A 21039-nucleotide genomic window follows, 5' to 3' on the forward strand; every position below is an offset into this window, starting at 1 on the left:
AAGCGCGCATGCTGACCATCCTTGAGTGGCCAATAACACCCACAAGAGGCTTCCCCATGTTCGAGTTCTTCTACACCCTGCCGAGCCAGAACCGAGCGGCCGAGTACAGCCACTTCGGCATCGTCCCCGCCACCGGCGCCATCGGCGCGGACGTCACCGGCGTCGATCTGCGGCAGCTGGGCGAGGATGGTTACGCCGAACTGCGCCAGGCCCTGCTGGCGCACAAGGTGCTGTTCATCCGTGGCCAGTCGCTGGACGTGGAAGGCCTCGAAGCCGTGACCCTGCGCTTCGGCGAATTCGGCCGCGAACCCTATGTGGTCGGCATGGACGACCATCCCCACGTGGTGCGAGTGGTGAAGGAGGCCAACGAGAAGACGCCGGTGGTGTTCGGCGGCGCCTGGCACACCGACTGGTCCTTCCAGGAGCGTCCGCCGGCCTTCACCCTGCTCTATGGCCATGACATCCCGCCGTTCGGCGGTGACACGCTCTACGCCAACCTGGCGCTGGCCTACGAATGGCTGTCGCCCAAGCTGCGCGCCCAGCTGGAAACCCTCGACGCCATCCACAGCCCGGAGCGCGCCTACGGCGCCGAGGCCAAGCACAACGACCTGATGGAAAACATGGCGGTGCGCTACGGCAGCCACGACGGCGAAGTGCGCTCCCACCCGCTGGTCACCCGCCATCCGGAAACCGGCAAGAAGATCCTCTTCATCAACCCCGCCTACACCAGCGGCATCAAGGGCATGCGCCCCGCCGAGTCGCAACCGCTGCTGGACTACCTGTTCGGCATCGCCACCCAGCCCGCCTTCACCTGCCGCATGCGCTGGACCCAGGGTACCCTGGCAATCTGGGACAACCGCAGCACCTGGCACTACCCGGTGTCGGACTACCACGGCATGCGCCGCGAGATGTACCGCACCACCGTAGTCGGCGACATCCCCAGCCGCTGAGGAGACGCGCCATGAGCACCGACAACCACCAAGCCGCCGCCCGCGCCCTGGCCGACGCGCGGGCCAGTCGAACGCCCATCGCCGCCCCGGCGGCCACCTACGCCCTGGCCGGGCTGGACGATGCCTACCACGTACAGGCACTGGGCATTGACCTCGCACTGGCCGCAGGGCAACGCCTGGCAGGCGCCAAGGCCGGGTTGATCTCGCCGGTGATGCAGGCCGCGTTGAAGGTCGACGAGCCCGTGTATGGCCGACTGCTTGCCGAACTGCGCTGCCAGAGCGGCGCGCGTATCTCCCGCGAGCGTCTGCTGCAGCCGCGCATCGAGGCGGAAATTGCCCTGCTGGTGGGCCGTGACCTGCCCGCCGAAGAACCTGATCCAGCCACCCTGCGCGCCTGCCTCGACGGCGCCGTCCCGGCCATCGAGATCAACGACACCGCCGTGGCCAACTGGCAGATCGGCCTGCTCGACTCGATTGCCGACAATCTCTGCGCGGGTCTCTATCTCATCGGCAGCCAGCCGGTCGCGCTGGAGAAACTGGAGGGCAAGGCGCTGGCGGTGCAGTTACAGCGCAACGGCGGCCCCGCGTTCCCGCCCACCCAGACCAGCATCGCGGCGGTGCTCGACATCGCCCTGTGGCTGGCCCGGCGCATGGCGCGCCTGGGGGCGCCGCTGAAAGCGGGCGACGTCCTGCTGTGCGGGGCGCTGGCGCCGATGTCGCAGGTCGCGCCGGGGGATGTGTTCGAGCTGGAGATCGAAGGGCTGGGGCGGGTTGGGTGCAGCTTCGAGGGGGGAGCACCGTACCTGTAGAAGCGCGCCATGCGCGCGATAGCGGGCATGGCCCGCTCCTACAGGGGGCTCCGGCCCGCCATTTCTGCATGGCTGATGCTGAACATCCGTTGCCACGGTTACGCGAGCACTCAGGGCCCTGCACTCAGTAATCCACCTTCCCCCTACCGGCCTTGATCGCCCCGCGCTTGCTCTTGCCCTCCAGTCGACGCGTCTTGGAACCCAGCGTCGGCTTGGTCGGGCGGCGTTTCTTCTCCACCTTCCCGGCACTGCAGATCAGCTCCGCCAAACGGTTCAGCGCATCTTCGCGGTTCTGTTCCTGGGTGCGGTACTGCTGCGCCTTGATCACCACCACGCCCTCATCGGTGATCCGCTGGTCGCTCAGGGCGAGCAGGCGCTCCTTGTAGAACTCCGGCAGCGACGACGCACGGATGTCGAAGCGCAGGTGCACGGCGCTGGACACCTTGTTGACGTTCTGCCCGCCGGCGCCCTGGGCGCGAATGGCGTTCAGCTCGATCTCGGCGTCGGGGATCTGCACGGCGTTGGAAATCTGCAACATGGCGGCGGTTCTGCTGGGAAATATCTGCAGCATATCGCGCCGGGGCACATCTGTCCCCAAGCTATCTAGGCCGCTGCGCAGAGCCATTTCCTGACTTTTGGATCAACTTTTGTATACGAAGTTGTGTACAAGTTTTTCTTGCAATGTCGTCAATTCGCCATTAGAACCCTTTCCTGTCACCGGCCGCAGCGCGAACTGCGGCACGCGGGCCCCATAACAAAAACAAGATTGAGGTGCAGCATGTTTCCAACCGTGTTGGCGCCAGCGGCCACTGAAGCCGCCCGCCTCCAACCGCGTTCCAGCCGCCGCCTGAGCAACGGTCGCTGGCTCGCCCTCGGCACCGCGCTGATCGTCGCCCCCTGGGGCGTGGCGCAGGCCGATGATGGTCGTATTTTCGAGTGGACCAGCAATACCCTCGGGTACCGCTACGGCAAGGACTTCACCAACCCGAACAACCCGAACTACATCAGCAAGAACATCTTCAGCTTCAGCCACGCGGACGGTTACCGCTACGGCAGCAACTTCTTCCACCTGGACGTGCTGGAATCCGACAACAACGATCCGCGCAAGGGCACCAACGAGGGCAGCAGCGAGGTCTACGGGGTGTTCCGCAGCCAGCTGTTCGCCTCACGGGTACTCGACACGCCGCTGGGCACGGGGCTGGTGAAGGACTACGCCTTCACCTTCGGCTTCGATGCCAGCCGCAACAACAACCGTGGCTCGGCGAAGAAGCGCGCCCTGGTGTTCGGCCCGACCCTCAAGTTCAACAGCCCCGGCGTACTGGACCTCTCGCTGTTCTACTACCGCGAGAAGAACCACTCGGGCATCCCCAACGTGAAACACCCCGACCACACCTTCGACGCTACCTACATGGTCAACCTGACCTGGTTGCGGCCGTTCCAGCTGGGCGACCACGGGGCGAAGTTCCAGGGCTTCATGAACTACACCGGGGAAAAGGGCGAGGACTACAACGACAACGACACCGCGCCGGAAACCCTGGTCCGCACCTCGCTGATGTTCGCCACCCTGCCGGGCACCAAGCGCCAGCCGAACTTCTGGGTCGGCGTGGGCTACGAGTACTGGCACAACAAGTTCGGCGTGGACGGCGGTCGCGGTACCCGTACCTCGACGCCGACAGTGAACCTGGAGTTCACCTTCTAGCGTCGGGAGTGGCGGCGGTTCGCGAGCAAGCTCGCTCCTACAGGGAGCGGCCCGCGCAGGACAAGCTTTTCGTAGGAGCGAGCTTGCTCGCGAACCCGCCCGGCACAATCCCACCGAAGGCACGCCCATGAAAAAGCCCGGCATGAGCCGGGCTTTTTCATGGGCGGGAAAAGAGGTCAGTTCTCCTTGCAGGCCACGCCATCCGCCGGCTCGCCGCCCTTCCAGTCCTTGTAGAGGGTGGCGTCCTGGCCCTTGGTCCACCACACGTACTGGCCGGCGGCGTACTTGGCGCCGGAGGCGGAGATGACATTGGCGAACACCAGGGTCGAGGCATCGGTCACCGGCACCACGGCCAAGCTGTTGTCACCCTTGTTCAGGTACTGGACGCCGAACTTGCGGCCGTCCTCGCACTTGTAGGAGACGCTGCGCGAATCCAGCTTGGCGTCGCCCGGCAGGACCAGCGCATCCACCTGCGGCGCCTTCTTCTCTTCGCCGCCACAAGCGACGAGCAGGACCGGCACGGCCGCCGCGAGCAGCCAACGTGCTTTTTTCATGGGTTTCCCTCTGACGAAAAATGGCCCGGTCACTCTAGGAAAGGTCGGTCCGCGCGGTCAATCGCACAGGGCCCGACCTTTCGTAGGAGCAGGCGACTTTGTCAGTCGGCCAGTACCGCGCCGCGCTCGCCACGCGCCGCCGGATGGCGCTTGAGGCGATAGCAGCCGTACATCACCAGCAGCCACACCGGGATGGCGTAGACCGACACCTGGATGCCCGGGGTGAGCAGCATGACGCCGAGGATGAACACCACGAAGCCCAGGCACAGCCAGTTGGCCGTCGGATAAGCCACGGCGCGGAAGACGGTGCGCTTGCCCTCGGCATCCATGCGTGCACGGAACTTCAGGTGCGCCAGGCTGATCATCGCCCAGTTGATCACCAGCGCGGCGACCACCAGGGACATCAGCAGCTCCAGGGCACGGGCCGGCACCAGGTAGTTCACCAGCACGGCGAGGAAGGTCACCGCCGCCGACACCAGCAGCGAGCGCACCGGCACGCCACGCTCGTCCACCTTGGCCAGGCCGCGCGGTGCGTCGCCCTGCTCCGCCAGGCCGACCAGCATGCGGCCGTTGCAGTAGGTGCCGCTGTTGTAGACCGACAGCGCGGCGGTGAGCACCACGAAGTTGAGGACGTGGGCGGCGGTGCTGCTGCCGATCATCGAGAATATCTGCACGAAGGGGCTGCCGCTGTAGGCGTCGCCGGAGGCATTCAGGGTCTGCAGCAGGCTGTCCCAGGGGGTCAGCGAGAGCAGCACGGCGAGCGCGCCGATGTAGAAGATCAGGATGCGGTAGATCACCTGGTTGATCGCCTTGGGGATCACCGTCTTCGGCTGGTCGGCCTCGGCGGCGGTGAAGCCGAGCATCTCCAGGCCACCGAAGGAGAACATGATGATCGCCATGGCCATCACCAGCCCGCTGATGCCATTGGGGAAGAACCCGCCGTGGCTCCACAGGTTGCTCACCGCCGCCTGCTCGCCGCCGGTGCCGCTGGCCAGCAGGTAGCAGCCCAGGACGATCATGCCGACGATGGCGGCGACCTTGATGATGGCGAACCAGAACTCCGCCTCGCCGAAGGCCTTCACGTTGAACAGGTTGATGGCGTTGACCACCACGAAGAACAGCGCGGCGGTGGCCCATGTCGGCACGTCCGGCCACCAGTAGTGGATGTACTTGCCCACGGCGGTGAGCTCCGACATGCCCACCAGGATGTACAGCACCCAACAGTTCCAGCCCGAGAGGAAGCCGGCGAAGCCGCCCCAGTACTTGTGCGCGAAGTGGCTGAAGGAGCCGGCGACGGGCTCCTCGACGATCATCTCGCCGAGCTGGCGCATGATCAGGAAGGCGATGAAACCGGCAATGGCGTAACCGAGGATCATCGAGGGCCCGGCGGACTTGAGCACCCCGGCCGAGCCGAGGAACAGCCCGGTACCGATGGCACCGCCGAGAGCGATCAGCTGGATATGGCGATTCTTCAGGCCGCGCTGGAGCTGGCCTGCGTGTTGAGTTTCACGCGTCATGCGTCACCTGTTGTTTTTATCTGTGACGTGAATCGGCCGCCCGGCTTGTGGCTGGGCGGTGCGGGCAAGGCAAGGCTAAAGAGCGGTGGAACGGAAGGACTTACTGGGCGTCCGGCTGCACCTCCGGGGCGGCCTGCTGGAAGGCTTCGAGGGACTCGCAGCGCGCGGCAATGGCGAGCAGGCGCGGGCAACCGGAGAGGTCGCAATCGAAGCGGCGGGCGTTGTACAGCTGGGGAATCAGGCAGGCTTCGAAGTAGCCGGGCCGCTCGCCGAGGGACAGCGGGCCGGTCCAGCCGGAGACGCCTTTTTCCACCGCGTGCAGGCCAGTCTCGACCCAATGGCGGATCCAGGCGTTCTTCGCCTCGTCCGCCACGCCCAGCGGGCCGCTGAGGTACTGCAGCACGCGCAGGTTGTTCAGCGGGTGGATGTCGCAGGCGATGTGCAGGGACAGCGCGCGGACCTGGGCGCGTTGCAGCGCATCGCGCGGCAGCAGGCTCGGTTGCGGATGGGTTTCTTCAAGGTATTCGAGGATGGCCAGGGACTGGGGAATTCGCGCTTCACCGTCCACCAGCAGCGGCACCAGCTCCTGCGGGTTGAGCAACCGGTAGTCGGCGGCGTGCTGCTGGCCGCCGTCCTTGACCAGGTGCACCGGCACCTGACGGTAGGCCAGGCCCTTGAGGCCGAGCGCGATGCGCACCCGGTAGGCGGCGCTGGAGCGCCAGTAGGAATAGAGGGTCAGCATGGCGGCTCTCCGGCGCCGACCGCGAAAAGCGGTCGGCGCGAGTGACGGTTACTTGGTCTCGGAGATCACGCCACGGCGAATCTGGTCTTCCTCGATGGATTCGAACAGGGCCTTGAAGTTACCCTCGCCGAAGCCCTGGTTGCCCTTGCGCTGGATGATTTCGAAGAAGATCGGGCCGATCACCGTGTTGGTGAAGATCTGCAGCAGGATGCCGTCGTCGCCCGGCGCGCCGTCGATCAGGATGTTCAGTTCGCGCAGCTGGTCCAGCGGCTCGCCGTGGCCGGGGACGCGAGTGTCGACCTTCGCGTAGTAGGTGTCCGGGGTGACCATGAAGTCCACGCCGTTGGCTCGCAGCTGGCGCACGGTAGCGTAAATGTCGTCGGTGGCCAGGGCGATGTGCTGGATGCCTTCGCCGTGGTACTCGCGGATGAATTCCTCGATCTGCGACTTGTCGTCGGCCGACTCGTTGATCGGGATGCGGATCTTGCCGCACGGCGCGGTCATCGCGCGGGACAGCAGGCCGGTGAGCTTGCCTTCGATGTCGAAGTAGCGGATTTCGCGGAAGTTGGCGATGCGCTCGTAGAAGCCGGACCAGACATCCATCTGGCCGCGCTTGACGTTGTGGGTCAGGTGGTCGATGGACAGCAGGCCGACGGCGTTGTCGTTGGCGCTGCGGCCTTCGATGAACTCGAAATCGACGTCATAGATGCTCTTGTCGCCATAACGGTCGACGAGATACAGCAGCGAACCGCCGATGCCTTCGACGCAGGGGATGTTCAACTCGCCGAAGTTGGCGTGGCTGCCCACCAGCTTGGCACCCTTGGACTCGACGTAGGCGGCGGCCTGGGCGGCGTTCTTCACCCGGAAGGCCATGGCGCAGGCGCTCGGGCCGTGCTTCTTGGCGAACTCGTGGACGTGACCGGTGGGGCTGCCGTTGAGCACGATGTTGATGTCGTTCTGCTGGAACAGGAAGACTTCCTTGGAACGGTGCTTGGCGGTCTCGGTGAAGCCCATGCCGGTGAACAGCTGGCGCAGTTGCTCGATGCCCTGGGCGTCGGGGGCGGTGAATTCGACGAACTCGAAGCCGTCGGTACCGATGGGGTTGTGCTGCTCGATCTTGGACACGGCGTTCATCCGGCCTCCTCATTGTCGTTATCGGCTGGTACGGCGCGGGCCGTCCAGGCGTCTGGAATGCCTTCATCTCAACCGTCCGCGCCCCTTCGGACAAGCCACCCCCACGCCGCGCCACCCCGTCCGGCCCTGGCTGCGCGGCAAGAAAACCTTACGCCGGGCAAAGCCCCCTGCGGCGCGCCGCCGCACCGTAAAGAATTCGTTACAATGCGGTGTGCCAGCGTGCCACCGCGTGCAACCCGGCTCGCCAGCGGGCGCGGCCAGCGGCTACCATGCGGCGCATCTCCACCGCCGAATCCCGCCATGGCCCGCGCCGCTCCCCCCGATTTCGACGCCACCACCGCGTCCCTCCGCGCCCTGGCTCGCAGCTACCCGCGCGGCCTGCACATCGAGCCGCACTCCCACGACTGGGGGCAGGTGCTCTATGCGATGTCCGGGGTGATGTGGGTGGAGACGCCGCAGGAAGCCATGCTGGTGCCGCCCAACCGCGCCGTCTGGCTGCCACCGCAGGTGCCCCATGGCATCCGGGTGGTGAGCGAGTTGCAGATGCGCAATATCTACCTGCGGCCCGGCACCGCCGATTCGCTGGGCGAGCAGGTGCAGGCCTTCGAGGTCGGCGGCCTGCTGCGCGAGCTGATCGTGCACCTGGTCGAGCATGAGCGCGAACCGGACACCGACTATTACCAGGCGCTGTCGCAGCTGGCCGTGCTGGAGCTGCAACGGGCCCGCAGCCTGTTGCTACGCGTGCCGCTGCCGGATGAGTCCGACCGCCGCCTGCTGAATCTCTGCCTGGCGGTGATGGCCGAGCCGTCCCAGGAAATCCCCTTCGAGCAGCACGCCGCCGACGCCGGCGCCAGCGTGCGCACCCTCGCCCGCCTGTTCCAGCGCAGCCTGGGAATGGGCTTCGCCCAATGGCGCCGGCAGGTGCAGCTGGCAACCGCGGTGGCGCAGTTGAGCGAGGGGCTGCCGGTGGGGCAGATTGCCCATGCCCTGGGGTATCAGCCGGGGAGTTTCAGCGAGATGTTTCGGAGGGAGCTGGGGGTGTCGCCTTCGGAGTATTGCGGGAGGTAATCGCCTCACAGGATCGCAGCAGGTTTCTGCTGCCTATGCGTTATCCGCCGTCTTGCCCGGTGTTCCTGCGCCGCTTCGGCGTGCTCGGATGTCTTCTGTTTCGCCCCCTCGGGCGACCTTCTTTGGCAAACGACCCAAAGAAGGCAAAGGTCTTGCCCCTGTCATCCGGTTTTTCGCTTAGGCGAAAAATTCCCTCGCTCCATCGAAGTTTCAGGGGCACGCGTCGACGGGCCATCCCTGGCCCAACGACGCTCTCGCGGCATCCATGCCGCTCAACCCCTGAAACTCCGATTCCACTCGGCCTCCTGAAGGGGCGTCCGGAGTGCGCGGAGATTTCTCTGGAAGTCTTAGTGAGCCAGAGCGGAGCTGCGCTCCCGTAGGAGCGGATCTTATCGGTGAAATCCATCGCGGATGGCTCCTCTCGTACAGGGGAATGCCAATGCATCGCGCCTACGTAGGAGCGGACTCCGTCCGCGATGCTCTTGTAGGGCGAATAACGCGCAGCGTTATCCGCCGTGATGGGTATCGCTTCGCTCCACGCCATCCTACGAAGAGCAAGCATGAAGCAGCCAAAGTCCCAGGCGCGCGCAGAGTCCCGTCAGGAGGCCGAGTGGAGGTATTGCGCAGAGGGGCGAGCGGCATGGATGCCGCGAGAGGCTTGAAGGGCCATGGATGGCCCTTGCGAGCCGACCCTCGGAGCGATACCGGAAGGAGGGAAGTCTGAGCGAAGCGAAGACCCGGATGCCGGGACGGGCCCTTTTGGTTCCTTTTGGGGCCCAAAAGTGACTCGCCCGAGGGGGCGAAACAAAAAGCCCCAGCACACTCCGAAGCGGCGCAGAAACACCCAAAGCCAAAACGGCGGATAACGCCATAGGCGTTATTCGCCCTACGAAGAGCAAGAGCATCGCGGACAGAGTCCGCTCCTAGGAAAGCGCCAGCCGACAGACCGATCCAATCCGCCCGCCCCACATCTGTCCGATATTCCGAAGCCAATGACCGGCGCCAACCGGTCCCCCGCCCTAGACTTCATACATCCCTCTTCAGCCGCCAAGCACCGCGCGGAGACCAGCATGAGCTACCTGATTTCCCTGGCCATCGGCATCGCCGTCGGCCTGGCCTACCACTTTCTCGATTTCCGCTCGCCGGCGCCGCCGCTGGTGGCGCTGATCGGCCTGCTCGGCATGCAGATCGGCGAGAACGCCATGCCACTGCTCAGTCGCTGGCTGCATTGACCACTCACAATTACGGACCCGTGCCATGAAAGCCCTGCAATTCGACCGTACCGGCGACCTCGCCGCCCTGAGCTTCACCGAACTGCCCGACCCGGTGCCCGCCGCCGACGAGGTCCTGGTGGAAATCCACGCCGCCGGCCTCAACCCCAGTGACGTGAAGAACGTATTGGGTCGCTTCCCCTACACCACTGTCCCGCGCGTGCCGGGCCGCGACTTCGCCGGGACCGTGGTGAAAGGCCCGGCCGAGTTGCTGGGCAAGTCCGTCTGGGGCACCGGCAAGGGCCTGGGCTTCACCCGCGATGGCAGCCACGCGCAGCTGATGAGTGTGCCGGCCGGCGGCGTGGCGCTGATGCCCGAGCGCATGAGTTTCGCCCAGGCCGCCAGCTGCGGCGTGCCCTACACCACCGCCTGGGACGCCCTGGAGCGCAGCCAGGTGCGCGCCGGCACGCGCCTGCTGGTGATAGGTTCGGGCGCGGTTGGCGCTGCAGCCATCGCCCTGGCCACGGCCCGTGGCGCCGAGGTGCTGGGCGCGGTGCGCCGCGCCGATTCGCAAGCGGAGCTGCTGGCGCAGGGTATCCGGAGCATCCTGCTGGGCTCTGCCGAAGCGCTGCCTGCCCAGGTGGAAGAGCACTTTCCGGGCGGTGCCGAGGTGATCTTCGACACCACCGGCTTCTGGCTGCCGGCGGCGGTTGCCGCCTTGGGTACATTCGGTCGCATCGCCATCATCGCAGCGCCGGTGGATGGCCACGTGCACCTGCCGGCCCTGGCGCTGTACCGTCGTGGCGGCACGGTGGTCGGGGTCAATTCGCTGCTTTACGATCCGGTGGCCTGCGCCGGCATGCTGCGGGAGTTCGGCCAGTGGTTCGACGACGGCAAGCTGCCGCTGCCCTCCGGCCTGCGCGAAGTGCCGCTGAGCGAGGGTGTGCAGCGTTACCGGGAGATCAATGAAGGGAGCAGCGAGAAGATCATTCTGGTGCCTTGATTGGCCGCACGAGGCAGGTCATGCGCCCGTGCCGACCTGCCCCGCGATCTACCCCGCGGCCTGCATCGGCCGCCGCCGCGAGCCGCTGTGCGCCTGCTCCAGCACCATGCAGTGATCGAGGAACATGCGCATGTAGCCGTAGCTCTTGCAGATCGCCTCGCGCAGGGCCAGGCAGCGCGGTACCGAGAGTTGCGGGCCGTTGAGGGTGCAGATGATCTCCAGCGCCTCCCACGGGTGATCGTCGTCGTAGCGGGCATGTACCTTCAGCCAGCGCATGGCGCTCTTGCGGCAGCCCGTCGGCAGGGTGCGCTCGTAGGCGTCGCTGGAACAGACCAGCGCCGACCACTCGCCGGTGACGCCTTCGATGGCATAGTTGGTGGCCGCCATGGCCAGCGCCAGCTCATCGCTGGAGCAGGTGTACCAGCACCAGTGGCTGAGGGCATGCAGCTCGCCCGGCACCAGCTGGGCCTTGAGTTCGGCCAGGGTCACGCCGTAGCTCTCGGCCCAGTGCAGCCAGTAGTCGGCATGGTTGAGCTCGACGCGGATGTTGCGCATCAGCCAGCGCCGCGCCATGTCTTCGCCAGGGCTGCGGCCGAAGCGGGTCTTGAGCAGGTTCTGCGACATGTACAGGGGGAACTGCTCCACCACCGGCCAGCCGCCGATGAGGAAGGCGCGCAGCGCTTGGCGGCTGAGCTGACCGTCGCGCAGGCGCGCGTAGAACGGGTGGCCGACCACCGCCAGGCGACTGCTCTCGCAGTCCTGCACCAGGTGCTGGGCCCAGAGGGGGTAACTGGAAAGCTCCTTGAGCGGCCCACTACGAACAAAGGTCTCGTTCATCCAAGGCTCCGTTGCCGATCAATCCATGCAAGCACCGGTCAAACTGGCCTCAGATTAGTCCTCCGCGCCGCTGGCGTCACCGTCCGGAGGTTGTGTTCGCTCCAGCGGTCGCCATTTCCGCCTCACGCAGGAAGCTGCGAGTGAAGGGTTGCGGCCGGGCGAGGCCATAGCCCTGAGCATAATCGACGCCGATCTCCCGCAAAACTTCGAGGATTTCCTGCGATTCGACGAACTCCGCCACCGTGCGCTTGCCCATGACATGGCCGATCTGGTTGATCACCTGGACCATGGCCCGGTCGATGGGGTCTTCGAGCATGTCCTTGATGAAACTGCCGTCGATCTTCAGGTAATCCACCGGCAAATGCTTGAGGTAGACGAAGGAGGACATGCCGGCGCAGAAGTCGTCGAGGGAGAAGCGGTAGCCCAGGGCCTTGAGCTCCTGGATGAAGCGGGTCGCGTTGACCAGGTTGGCGATCGCGCTGGTTTCGGTGACCTCGAAACAGATGCTCGCCGGGGCGATGCCGTAGCGCGGCTGCAGGTCGCGGAGGAAATCGAGGAAGGTGTCGTCGCCGATGGTCGCTCCGGACAGGTTGATCGCGCAGGTATGGATCGGCTCGTAGTCCCCCTCCAGCGCGCGGGCAGCCAGGATCTTGAAGGCGTTTTCGACCACCCAGCGGTCAATCTCCGTCATCAGGCCATAGCGCTCCGCGGCCGGGATGAAATTGATCGGCGCCACCAGCCGCCCGCTCTCGTCGTTCAGGCGCAGCAGCAATTCGACATGGGCGCCCTCCTGCGCGTCCGGATCGACCGGGTAGATCGGCTGTCCGTACAGGCAGAAACGCTCCTCGTCCAGCGCCAGGCGGATGCGCTGGACCCAGGCCATCTCGCCGACGCGGGTCGACAGTTCGGTATCGTCGGGGCGGAACACCTGTGCGCGGTTGCGGCCCTTTTCCTTGGCCATGTAGCAGGCCATGTCGGCGCAGCGCAGCGCCTCCTCCACCGACACCAGCATCGACGACACATGCACCACGCCAATGCTGACGGTGATGTTGAAGGGCCGGGTCTCCCAGATGAAATGCAGGCCCTGGACGGTCAGGCGGATGCGCTCGCCGATCTGCTCGGCCATTTCCGGCGGGCAGTTCTCCAGCAGGATGCCGAACTCGTCGCCACCCAGCCGCGCCAGGGTGTCGCCGTCGCGCAGGCACTGCTGCAGCACCGAGCACACCTGGCGCAGCAGTTCGTCGCCGGCGGCGTGGCCGCAGGTGTCGTTGACCAGCTTGAACTGGTCCAGGTCCAGGTACATCAGCGCATGGCGGTCGTCCATGTGCACCGAGCGCTCCATCGCCTGCTTCAGGCGGAATTCGAACTCGCGGCGGTTGGTCAGGCCGGTCAGCGCGTCGTGGGTCGCCTGCCAGGACAGGCTGGCCATGTACTGGCGTTCGCGGGTCATGTCATGCATTACCAGCACCACGCCGACCACCTTGCCATCGGCATGGATCGGCGTGCCCACCAGCGTCACCGCCACGCTGGTGCCGTCCAGGCGCTGGATCAGCTTGCTCGACTCGCTGCCGCCGTCCACTTCGCCGCGCAGGATCTGCCCTACCAGCGGCAGGCCCTCCTCCTGGTCGGCCTCGTCGATTATCCGTAGCAGCGAACGCAGCGGCAGGCCCACGGCCATGGCACTGTCCCAGCCGATCAGGCGCTCGGCGGCCGGGTTGAAATAGGCGATGCACTCCTGGGCATCGAGGGTCACCACGCCGTCGCCGATCGCCGCCAGGGTGGTCTGGGCGCGCTCCCGCTCGGTGTCCAGGGCACTTTCGAAGACCCGTTGCTGATGCACCAGCTTGAGGGTGCGCCAGATCGCCAGGAGGATCAGCGCCAGCCCCGCCAGGCAGTTGATCACCAGCAGCACCCACATCAACATCCGCGAGCCCTTGCCCAGGGCCGCGGAGAAGGCCATGGCAGCCGGCGTCACGCCGTCGTTGATGCCCTGGATGCGGTCGTTCCAGTAGCTCAGGTCGCCGGGATTCACGGTGCCGGCGCGGATGCTGCCGTGCATCTCGTCGGCCACCTGCAGGAGTTGGTCGAGGTAGGTATCGCCGATGATCCAGCGCTTCACCGCCTCGTCGAAGAAGCTGTATTCGTGGAAATAGCGGTACAGCCAGATCAGGCTGTTGACGTCGTCCGGATGATTGCCGCCCTCCAGCGCGCCCTGCCGCGCCAGCTCGATGTCCGGCGGGTCCTGGTCGAGGGCCGTGCGGAAGGTGCGGTCGCCCAGCGGGATGGCAATGGCGGTCTGGTAGCGGCGGTAGTCTTCCGGGGCGCGGGTCTGGCCATAGCGTTGCAGGTAGTGGATGGCATCCTTCTGCCCCTTGGACCAGAGGCTTTCCCCGCCCACGTACGCCCGCACGCCGGAAAGAATGTACAGGCTGCCCGCGGCAATCAGCGCCTGCAGCAGTACCACTGCCATGAACGGCCATATCAGCCGCAGCAGCCGGGTTCTTCGACGAGTCGGCATAAGCCCCAAGGCATCCATAACGTGCTCAGACTTCCTTCTTCTTATCCCTGGAAAGCCGCACCGGGCGGATCAGGCTCGCGCCGCCTAGGGGAAATTCTCTATTACTACCCTTTACTCATAGCCGATCACGGAAAATCCTCAAACCGCATTGCAGGGCTCCCGCTCGGCTGTCGACGTGTTGTTCTGCTGAAACGCTGATGGCCCAATGCCTCTTCTTGCTCCTCACAGCCATTCGTCGGTAGCCCTGCGTCCGACCGGCGGCCCGCCACGATGCACCTTCCCGGCACTTGCGCGAACAAATGCCATGAGTCATACCTCTGCCAATCGTGCAATCTGCAAGCCCGGAGTAACCCCATGCAGAGTCGGGATATGGAAGTGCTGTACGACCAGTTGGTGGGGCTTTCCTATGAATGCGTGCTGGACGAGAGCGCCTGGCTGCCCTTGCTCTCGGGACTGATCGACGCCACCGGCCGCCAACAGGGCGCCCTGCTGTTCTGGGACCAGACCCAGGACGGTGCCCTGGCCAGCGAGATCAATCTGTGCGATCCCGGCGCCATCGAGCTCTACAACCGCGATTTCTGCAATATCGATCCGTCCAAGGGCTTCATGCTCCACCGCCCCGTGGGCAACTGGTACCACGACCTGATGGAGTACGGCCCGGAGCGAATCCGCCGCGACCCTTACTACCAGGAGTTCCAGCTGCCCAACGACATGCTCAACGTGTCGTGTCTGAAGCTCAACGAGCAGGCCACCGCCGGCATCTACCTGTCGGTGCTGACCAGCGTCGGCGCACGCTACCCCACAGCCGACGAACAGGCCCTGCTGAACCGCCTGAGCCAGCACCTGATCCGCGCCGCACGGATGTTCGAGCGGATCGGCGACATGCGCCAGGAACTGGCCAAGCGCGACCTGCTGCTCGACCAGCATCCCACGCCGCTGTGGCTGCTCGACGGCGACACCCGGGTGCTCTATGCCAACCAGGCCGCGCAACGGCAACTGGGGCAGCCCAAGGCGGCGTTCTACGAAGTGTTCGGGCGCCTGCATTGCCGCCAGCACAATGCCCGCCTGCAGGCGCTGGTGCGCCACGCCGCACCGCGCCAGGGCAAGGGGAAGGCGGGATGGCTGCCGCTCAGCGATGGCAGCGCGCTGGAGCTGCTGGTCACCCCGGTGCCGGCCGAGGCCGGTTTCAACCAGAACTTCCAGCGCCCGCTGGCCCTGCTCGCCCTGCTCGACCCGCAGCGCCAGAGCCGCCTGCTCAGCGAACTGTTCGGCCTCACCCCGGCCGAGCAGCGCCTGGGCGACCTTCTGGTACGCGGACTTTCGCCGGAGCAATGCACCGAGTACCTGGGCACCTCCATCAATACCGTGCGCAGCCAGCTGCGCGCGCTGTTCCGCAAGACCCACACCAGCCGCCAGGCGGAGCTGGTCAGCCTGCTGATGCGCCTGGGGCAGCGCTGATCCGGCGAACTTCATCATTCATTCAGATGATGGCCTGCGGCCGCGTCCCCCCTAACGTGATGACTGAAGTACCGGCCCGGCAAGGGCCGGCCACGCAATCGGCATCCCAGGTGGACGGCAATGGACAATCGGACCCAGCAGAATCCGGAATCGATCACTCAAGCCATCGAAGAACTCGAACGGCAACTGCGCCGCATCAAGGACAGCAACTCCGAGTTGCTGGCGCTGGCCATCGGTCACTCAGCGCCCGTGGAGCAATCCCGGGTCCTGCCCTTCCCCCGCCGGCGCGAGCGGCCGATGGGCGAAGGTGCCGGCAACGCCGTGCTGCTGGATTATCTCTACGGCATCGACAGCACCCTGCCCTCCGTGCTGCCCGACGGGCCCACCGATGAGCTGTTCCGCTACGCCAGTTCCGCGCCCGCCTCGCGCGCCCTGCGCTCGCGCCGCCAGTTGCTGGCACGGGAGATCGACCGCACCTGCGAGCAATTCGGGGGTCAGGCGCGCATCCTCTGCGTGGGCTGCGGCCACCTGCGCGAGGCGGACCTTTCGCGAGCCGTGCGCGACGGGCATTTCCGCGAGTTCGTCGCCCTCGACGCCCAGCTCCAGTCGCTGCAAACCGTGGAATCCTGCTACGCCGCGCAAGGCATCCGGGCCGTGCATTGCGGCCTCGACGAGCTGTTCTACAGCCGCAACGACCTGCGTCATTTCGACCTGATCTACTGCGCCGGGCTCTATGAAGTCCTCAACGACCAGGACGCCCACGACCTCACCCGCAACCTGTTCGCCCGCCTGCTGCCGGGCGGGCGCCTGCTGCTGAGCAACTTCCTGCCGGGGATACCGGACATCGCCTATCTGGAGGGGCTGCTGGACTGGGAGCCGCACTACCGCAGCGACGCCGAGCTGATCGACCTGCTGCAGGGCATCACCCACAAGGACATCAGCCAAACGCGAATCTTCCACGACCTGGGTAACTGCGTGAGCTTCCTCGAGGTCACCCGCTTCGGCTGATCAGTTCTGCTGCAAGTGACCGTACAGGCGGGCATAGAGCCCGCCTTCGGCGATCAGTTGCTGATGATCGCCATCCTCGGCAATGCGCCCACCATCGAACACCAGCACCCGGTCCGCCTGCTTAACCGCTGACAGGCGGTGGGCGATGATCAGGGTGGTGCGCCCTTCCAGGAAGCGCCCCAGCGCCTGGTGCAAGGCGTACTCGGTGGCCGCATCCAGCGCCGAGGTCGCCTCGTCGAGGATCACCACCCGGGGTTCGGCCAGCACCATGCGGGCGATGGCCAGGCGCTGCCGCTGGCCGCCGGAGAGCCGCACGCCGGAGCGGCCCACCACGCTGTCCAGGCCTTGCGGCAGGGTGAGGATGGTGTCCGCCAGTTGCGCCACTTCCAGCGCGCGCCAGCAGGCTTCGTCGCTGCGTTCGCGGCCCATGGTCAGGTTGGCGCGCACCGTGTCGTTGAACAGCGCCGGGTGCTGCAGCACCACGGCCACATGCTCGCGCACGCAAGCCAGGCCGATTTCTTCCAGCGCCACGCCGCCGTAGCGGATGCTGCCGGACTGCGGCTGGTAAAGACCCAGCAGCAACTGCACCAGGGTGCTCTTGCCGCCGCCGCTGGCGCCGACAATGGCGACTTTCTCGCCGGCGGCAATGTCCAGGTCCATGCCATCGAGCACCCGTTCGTCGCGGTAGGCGAAGCTCAGGTCGCGCACCTGGATGCCAACCGTGCCCTGACCGACGAAGGGATCGCGGCGCGGCGGATACTGCGGCTCGTCGGCGCGGGCCAGCAGCTCGTTGATGCGGGTCAGCGCGCCGCCGGCGGCGTAGAAGGCGTATTGCAGGCTGAGCAGTTGCTCCACCGGGCCGATCATGAACCAGAGGTAGCTGAACACCGCCAGCATCTGGCCGATCGACAGGTCGGAAAACAGCACGGTGAGCATCGCCGCCGCACGGAACAGGTCGATGCCGAACTGGAACAACAGGCCACTGGCGCGTCCGGCCGCGTCGCTCTTCCACTGCGAGGCCACCGCATAGTCGCGTACCTCGCGAGCGCGCACACCCAGGCGGCCGAGGAAAAAGCCCTGGCGGTTGCCGGCGCGCACTTCCTGGATGGCTTCCAGGGTTTCGGTCAGCGCCTGGGTGAAGCGCGCCGTGCTGTCGTTCTCCAGTTTCTTCAGGTGCTTGACGCGCTTGCCCAGCTGCACCGTGGCGAAGATCACCAGCGGGTTGAACAGCAGGATCAGCAGCGCCAGCTTCCAGTGCATCCAGATCAGGATGCCGGCGGTGCCACAGAGGGTCAGCAGCGCCACCAGGAAGCGGCTCAGGGTGTCGCCGACGAACTTGTCGAGGGTATCGAGATCGGTGACCAGGTGCGCGCTGACCGAGCCGCCGCCGAGGGTTTCGTACTCGCTCAGGGCGATGCGCTTCAGGCGCTCGATCAGACGCAGGCGGATGCGGTACACCACGTCCTTGGACAGCCGTGCGAACAGCCTGGCCTGGAGCACATTGAACACCAGCGCGCAGCTGCGCAGCATCAGGGTCACCAGCAGCATCAGGCCGATGTAGCCGGCGGGCTTCTGCCAGCCGTCGGGCAGCCAGTGGTTCATCACCTGCAAGGCGGCGTCGCCCTTGCCCAGCAGCACTTCGTCCACCAGCAGCGGCAGCAGCAGCGGGATCGGCACGCTGCAGGCAGTAGCCAGCACGGTGACCAGGTTGGCGAGGAGCAGGGCCTTGCGGTGGCGGAAAGCGAGCCGACGAATCTCCGCCCAGCTCAGGCGGTCAGCGGACAGCTCAGGCATGCCGCCCGCGCTCCAGCCAGCGATCCAGCAGCGGCGCCAGCTCGTTGAGCGGCTGGTAGCCGTTTGTCAGCAGGGCCAACTGGCCATCGCGCTCGGCCAGCAGCGTGGGGAAGCCGGCGATACCCAGGTCGCGGGCCCAGGAGAAATCGGCCAGGGTCGCCAGGTGGTTTTCCTGGCTGTCGAAGGCTGCGGCGAACTCGATGCGCGGCAGACCGGCGCGTTCGGCCAGCTCGGTGAGCACGCTGGCCTGGGTGACGTCACGGCCTTCGGCGTAGAACGCCTGCTGGATCAGGCCGACCAGCGCCCAGGCGCAGTCCTCGTCGAGGCGTCGGGCGGTGACCACCGCCCGGCAGGCCGGCTCGGTGTCGTAGACGAAACCGTCGGGCAGCGCACCCTCGAAGCGGAACGGCTGGCCGGTAGCGTCGTGCACCGCCTGCCAGTGCTCGAGGATGTAGCGCTTGGTGGCCGGCTCCAGTGCGGCGCCCTGCCCCGTGCGCAGCCCGCCCATCACCAGCGCCAGCGGCACGCCGGCGGCGCGCGCCTGCTCGACCAGCTGCCCGGCCACCGGGGCGAACCCCCAGCACCAGGAGCACATCGGGTCCATCACATAGAGCAGGCGGCTTTTCACGTGTCAGTTCTCCGCGCGGGGGTCACGGCCAATGGGGTGCGGCTGGTTGCGCTCGCGCGCCAGCTCGATCTGTTTCTGCCGCTCGCGGGCGCTGGCGCGGGTCTTCTCCGGCAGCGAATCCCAGCAGTGCGGGCAACTGATGCCCGGGGCGTAATGCTCGGAGGCACGGTCCTCGGCCGAGATCGGATTACGGCAGGCATGGCACTGATCGTAGTCGCCCTCGGTCAGGTCATGGCGCACGGTCACGCGGTTGTCGAACACGAAGCAGTCGCCACGCCAGAGGGTTTCGGCCTCGGGCACCTCCTCCAGGTACTTGAGGATGCCGCCCTTGAGGTGGAACACCTCTTCGAAGCCTTCGCTGAGCATGTAGCTCGACGCCTTCTCGCAGCGGATACCGCCGGTGCAGAACATCGCGACCTTCTTGTGCTTGGCCGGGTCGTAATGCGCGCGGATGTAGTCGGGGAACTCGCGGAACGACTTGGTCTTCGGATCGATGGCGCCCTCGAAGGTGCCGATGGCCACTTCGTAGTCGTTGCGGGTGTCGATCAGCAGCACTTCCGGGTCGGAAATCAGCGCGTTCCAGTCCCTGGGCTCGACGTAGGTGCCGACCTTGGCGTTCGGGTCCACGCCCGGCACGCCGAGGGTGACGATCTCCTTCTTCAGCTTCACCTTGGTGCGGTAGAAGGGTTGCTCGTCGCAGTAGGACTCCTTGTGGTCCACGTCGGCCAGGCGCGGGTCATTGCGCAGCCAGGCGAGCAGGCCGTCTATACCGGCGCGGGTGCCGGAGACGGTGCCGTTGATGCCTTCCTCGGCAAGCAGCAGGGTGCCCTTCACGCCATTGTCCAGCAGGGTTTGCAGCAGGGGTTCGCGCAGGGCGACGTAGTCGGGCAGGGAGACGAACTTGTACAACGCCGCGACGACGATTCGTTCGGTGGTCATGCATCACTCCAGTGGTCGCCCGCGTAAAGGGCGGACCGGGTCTTGGGAATTACAACAGCTGAAAATGACAGCGCCGGCGAGAGCCGGCGCTGGGAGTCGCATTCTACCGGAGCGGGGCGTTGCCCGCATCCGCAGCTGATCAGTGCGGCCTGCCGTCAATGCAGATCATGCTTGCTGCCGCCACGGCAGGTCGGCGACTCCGGCGCCTGTCCCTGCTGCGCCCACTCCTCCGGGGTGTAGGTGTGCAGGGCCAACGCGTGGAACTGCCCCATCAAGTCGCCCAGGCTGGCGTAGACCTTCTGGTGCCGCTTCACCGCGTTCAGCCCGGCGAATACCGGGCTGACGATCACGGCCTTGTAGTGCGTTTCCTGCCCGCGGCTGTGCATGTGGCTCTCGTCGAGCACATCGAGGTGCTGCGGTTCGAGGGCGCCCAGGGCGGATTGGATACGGTCACGCATGCTCATGTCGGTTCTCTGTCAGCAATTCAGGAAAAGCCAGGGAAATCAGGGCTTCTGGGCCGGAGCAGCCGGGGCCTTGACGCCCAGTTCCTTGTCCATGTCGGCCATCAGCTTGTTCACCGGCTCCACGGCGGTCTGCAGCTTGGCCTGGGTCAGCTGGGCGGATTCGGCGGTCAGGCGCGGCATCTTCTCGAGCATCTTGCGGCCCACCGGGGACGCGTAGAAATCGTTGATCTGCTTGAGCTCGGACTCGCTGAAGTTGCTGGTGTAGAGCTTGACCAGTTCAGGCTGCAGCTTGTTCCAGCCTACCGCGCGATCGAGCTCGGCGTTGGCCTTGGCCTGGTAGCGCTCCAGCACCGGCTTCTTGCTTTCGGGCGCCTTGGACTGGGCGAAACGCTGGGCGAGCATCTGCTGGACCTGCGCATAGACCGGCACGGTGAGTTTGTCGGCGTGAACCTGCTTGAGGAATTTCTCCGCCTCGGTGTTGGCGTCGGCCAGGGCGATGGAGCTGAAACCCACCAGTAGAGCTGCGGTGCAGAGAGTACGAAGAGCGGTCATGGGGCAGTCCTTGAGTCTGAAAGTGTGTCCGGGTGGGACCCGCCATTCTGCGCCTAAGTTCGGAAAGTGCTCAAGAGACCGCCGAACAGCAGGGAAGTGACCACCTTCTCTTGTCGACCTATCGGCAAACCGGCATGCTGCACCGCGTTGCCAC

The 21039-nt window shown here is 65.9% G+C and carries 19 protein-coding genes and 1 pseudogene; 8 read left to right on the forward strand and 12 right to left on the reverse strand.

Features of this window, described 5'->3' with window-relative positions:
- The first annotated feature begins 56 nt into the window (after positions 1 to 56).
- Together ACQ5BL_RS08835 and ACQ5BL_RS08840 are read left to right on the forward strand one after the other, a co-directional pair.
- Positions 57 to 950, forward strand: coding sequence for a TauD/TfdA dioxygenase family protein (locus ACQ5BL_RS08835; RefSeq protein WP_243809177.1), 894 nt, complete (start codon positions 57 to 59; stop codon positions 948 to 950).
- A gap of 11 nt (positions 951 to 961) precedes the next feature.
- On the forward strand, positions 962 to 1759 hold the full coding sequence (locus ACQ5BL_RS08840) for a 2-keto-4-pentenoate hydratase (protein WP_243809178.1): 798 nt from the start codon (positions 962 to 964) through the stop codon (positions 1757 to 1759).
- Between the two features lie 124 nt (positions 1760 to 1883).
- Here ACQ5BL_RS08840 and arfB read toward each other — a convergent pair whose 3' ends face one another.
- Complete coding sequence (gene arfB, locus ACQ5BL_RS08845; protein ID WP_430293097.1) at positions 1884 to 2297, reverse strand: alternative ribosome rescue aminoacyl-tRNA hydrolase ArfB; 414 nt, start codon at positions 2295 to 2297, stop codon at positions 1884 to 1886.
- A gap of 240 nt (positions 2298 to 2537) precedes the next feature.
- Here arfB and ACQ5BL_RS08850 point away from each other — a divergent pair, with 240 nt between their 5' ends.
- A complete protein-coding gene (locus tag ACQ5BL_RS08850) occupies positions 2538 to 3458 on the forward strand; it encodes a nucleoside-binding protein (protein ID WP_207885294.1) in 921 nt (306 codons plus the stop codon).
- 176 nt (positions 3459 to 3634) lie between these two features.
- On the opposite strand, the gene ACQ5BL_RS08855 is transcribed toward ACQ5BL_RS08850, so the two are convergent.
- From ACQ5BL_RS08855 to hppD, 4 genes are all read right to left on the reverse strand, one after another.
- Complete coding sequence (locus ACQ5BL_RS08855; RefSeq protein WP_430293098.1) at positions 3635 to 4012, reverse strand: MliC family protein; 378 nt, start codon at positions 4010 to 4012, stop codon at positions 3635 to 3637.
- A 101-nt stretch (positions 4013 to 4113) separates the two neighbouring features.
- The gene (locus ACQ5BL_RS08860) at positions 4114 to 5529 is read right to left on the reverse strand and encodes an amino acid permease (RefSeq protein ID WP_243809180.1); all 1416 of its coding nucleotides are present in this window, start codon (positions 5527 to 5529) and stop codon (positions 4114 to 4116) included.
- Positions 5530 to 5629: 100 nt separating this feature from the next.
- Positions 5630 to 6271 carry a maleylacetoacetate isomerase gene (gene maiA / locus ACQ5BL_RS08865; protein WP_243809181.1) on the reverse strand — a complete coding sequence of 214 codons (642 nt, stop codon included), beginning with the start codon at positions 6269 to 6271 and terminating at the stop codon, positions 5630 to 5632.
- A 48-nt stretch (positions 6272 to 6319) separates the two neighbouring features.
- Positions 6320 to 7405 (reverse strand): 4-hydroxyphenylpyruvate dioxygenase, encoded by a 1086-nt coding sequence (hppD, locus tag ACQ5BL_RS08870; RefSeq protein ID WP_243809182.1) that lies wholly within the window; start codon positions 7403 to 7405, stop codon positions 6320 to 6322.
- A gap of 300 nt (positions 7406 to 7705) precedes the next feature.
- On the opposite strand from hppD, the gene ACQ5BL_RS08875 reads away from it, so the two are divergent.
- The 3 genes from ACQ5BL_RS08875 (at position 7706) to ACQ5BL_RS08885 (ending at position 10687) form a co-directional block, all read left to right on the forward strand.
- Positions 7706 to 8473, forward strand: a complete 768-nt coding sequence (locus ACQ5BL_RS08875; RefSeq protein WP_243809183.1) for an AraC family transcriptional regulator — start codon at positions 7706 to 7708, stop codon at positions 8471 to 8473.
- A gap of 1070 nt (positions 8474 to 9543) precedes the next feature.
- On the forward strand, positions 9544 to 9705 hold the full coding sequence (locus ACQ5BL_RS08880) for a DUF1427 family protein (RefSeq protein WP_207885300.1): 162 nt from the start codon (positions 9544 to 9546) through the stop codon (positions 9703 to 9705).
- A 25-nt stretch (positions 9706 to 9730) separates the two neighbouring features.
- A complete protein-coding gene (locus tag ACQ5BL_RS08885) occupies positions 9731 to 10687 on the forward strand; it encodes a quinone oxidoreductase family protein (RefSeq protein WP_243808980.1) in 957 nt (318 codons plus the stop codon).
- A gap of 48 nt (positions 10688 to 10735) precedes the next feature.
- Here ACQ5BL_RS08885 and ACQ5BL_RS08890 read toward each other — a convergent pair whose 3' ends face one another.
- Together ACQ5BL_RS08890 and ACQ5BL_RS08895 are read right to left on the reverse strand one after the other, a co-directional pair.
- Positions 10736 to 11524, reverse strand: a complete 789-nt coding sequence (locus ACQ5BL_RS08890; protein ID WP_243808979.1) for a TenA family transcriptional regulator — start codon at positions 11522 to 11524, stop codon at positions 10736 to 10738.
- A gap of 76 nt (positions 11525 to 11600) precedes the next feature.
- Complete coding sequence (locus tag ACQ5BL_RS08895; protein ID WP_243808978.1) at positions 11601 to 13994, reverse strand: EAL domain-containing protein; 2394 nt, start codon at positions 13992 to 13994, stop codon at positions 11601 to 11603.
- 402 nt (positions 13995 to 14396) lie between these two features.
- Here ACQ5BL_RS08895 and ACQ5BL_RS08900 point away from each other — a divergent pair, with 402 nt between their 5' ends.
- Positions 14397 to 15500: a helix-turn-helix transcriptional regulator gene (locus ACQ5BL_RS08900; RefSeq protein ID WP_243434620.1), complete on the forward strand. Its 1104-nt coding sequence runs from the start codon at positions 14397 to 14399 to the stop codon at positions 15498 to 15500.
- A 120-nt stretch (positions 15501 to 15620) separates the two neighbouring features.
- Complete coding sequence (locus tag ACQ5BL_RS08905) at positions 15621 to 16508, forward strand: class I SAM-dependent methyltransferase (RefSeq protein ID WP_243808977.1); 888 nt, start codon at positions 15621 to 15623, stop codon at positions 16506 to 16508.
- On the opposite strand, the gene ACQ5BL_RS08910 is transcribed toward ACQ5BL_RS08905, so the two are convergent.
- From ACQ5BL_RS08910 to ACQ5BL_RS08930, 5 genes and pseudogenes are all read right to left on the reverse strand, one after another.
- Positions 16509 to 18302: an ABC transporter ATP-binding protein gene (locus ACQ5BL_RS08910; protein WP_430293099.1), complete on the reverse strand. Its 1794-nt coding sequence runs from the start codon at positions 18300 to 18302 to the stop codon at positions 16509 to 16511. It lies immediately after the preceding gene.
- Entirely contained in the window at positions 18295 to 18897 is a 603-nt protein-coding gene (locus ACQ5BL_RS08915; protein WP_243808982.1) for a DsbA family protein, read from the reverse strand. Before ACQ5BL_RS08915 ends, ACQ5BL_RS08910 begins: the two co-directional genes overlap by 8 nt.
- A 36-nt stretch (positions 18898 to 18933) precedes the next feature.
- Positions 18934 to 19869 (reverse strand): rhodanese-related sulfurtransferase, encoded by a 936-nt coding sequence (locus ACQ5BL_RS08920; RefSeq protein ID WP_243808975.1) that lies wholly within the window; start codon positions 19867 to 19869, stop codon positions 18934 to 18936.
- A gap of 155 nt (positions 19870 to 20024) precedes the next feature.
- Positions 20025 to 20333: a BolA family protein gene (locus ACQ5BL_RS08925; protein WP_243808974.1), complete on the reverse strand. Its 309-nt coding sequence runs from the start codon at positions 20331 to 20333 to the stop codon at positions 20025 to 20027.
- Between the two features lie 39 nt (positions 20334 to 20372).
- Positions 20373 to 20931: pseudogene (locus ACQ5BL_RS08930) on the reverse strand (DUF2059 domain-containing protein).
- Between the last annotated feature and the right edge of the window lie 108 nt (positions 20932 to 21039).

The sequence above is a fragment of the Pseudomonas sp. B1-22 genome, from assembly GCF_050474425.1.
In the GTDB taxonomy this organism is placed as follows: domain Bacteria; phylum Pseudomonadota; class Gammaproteobacteria; order Pseudomonadales; family Pseudomonadaceae; genus Pseudomonas.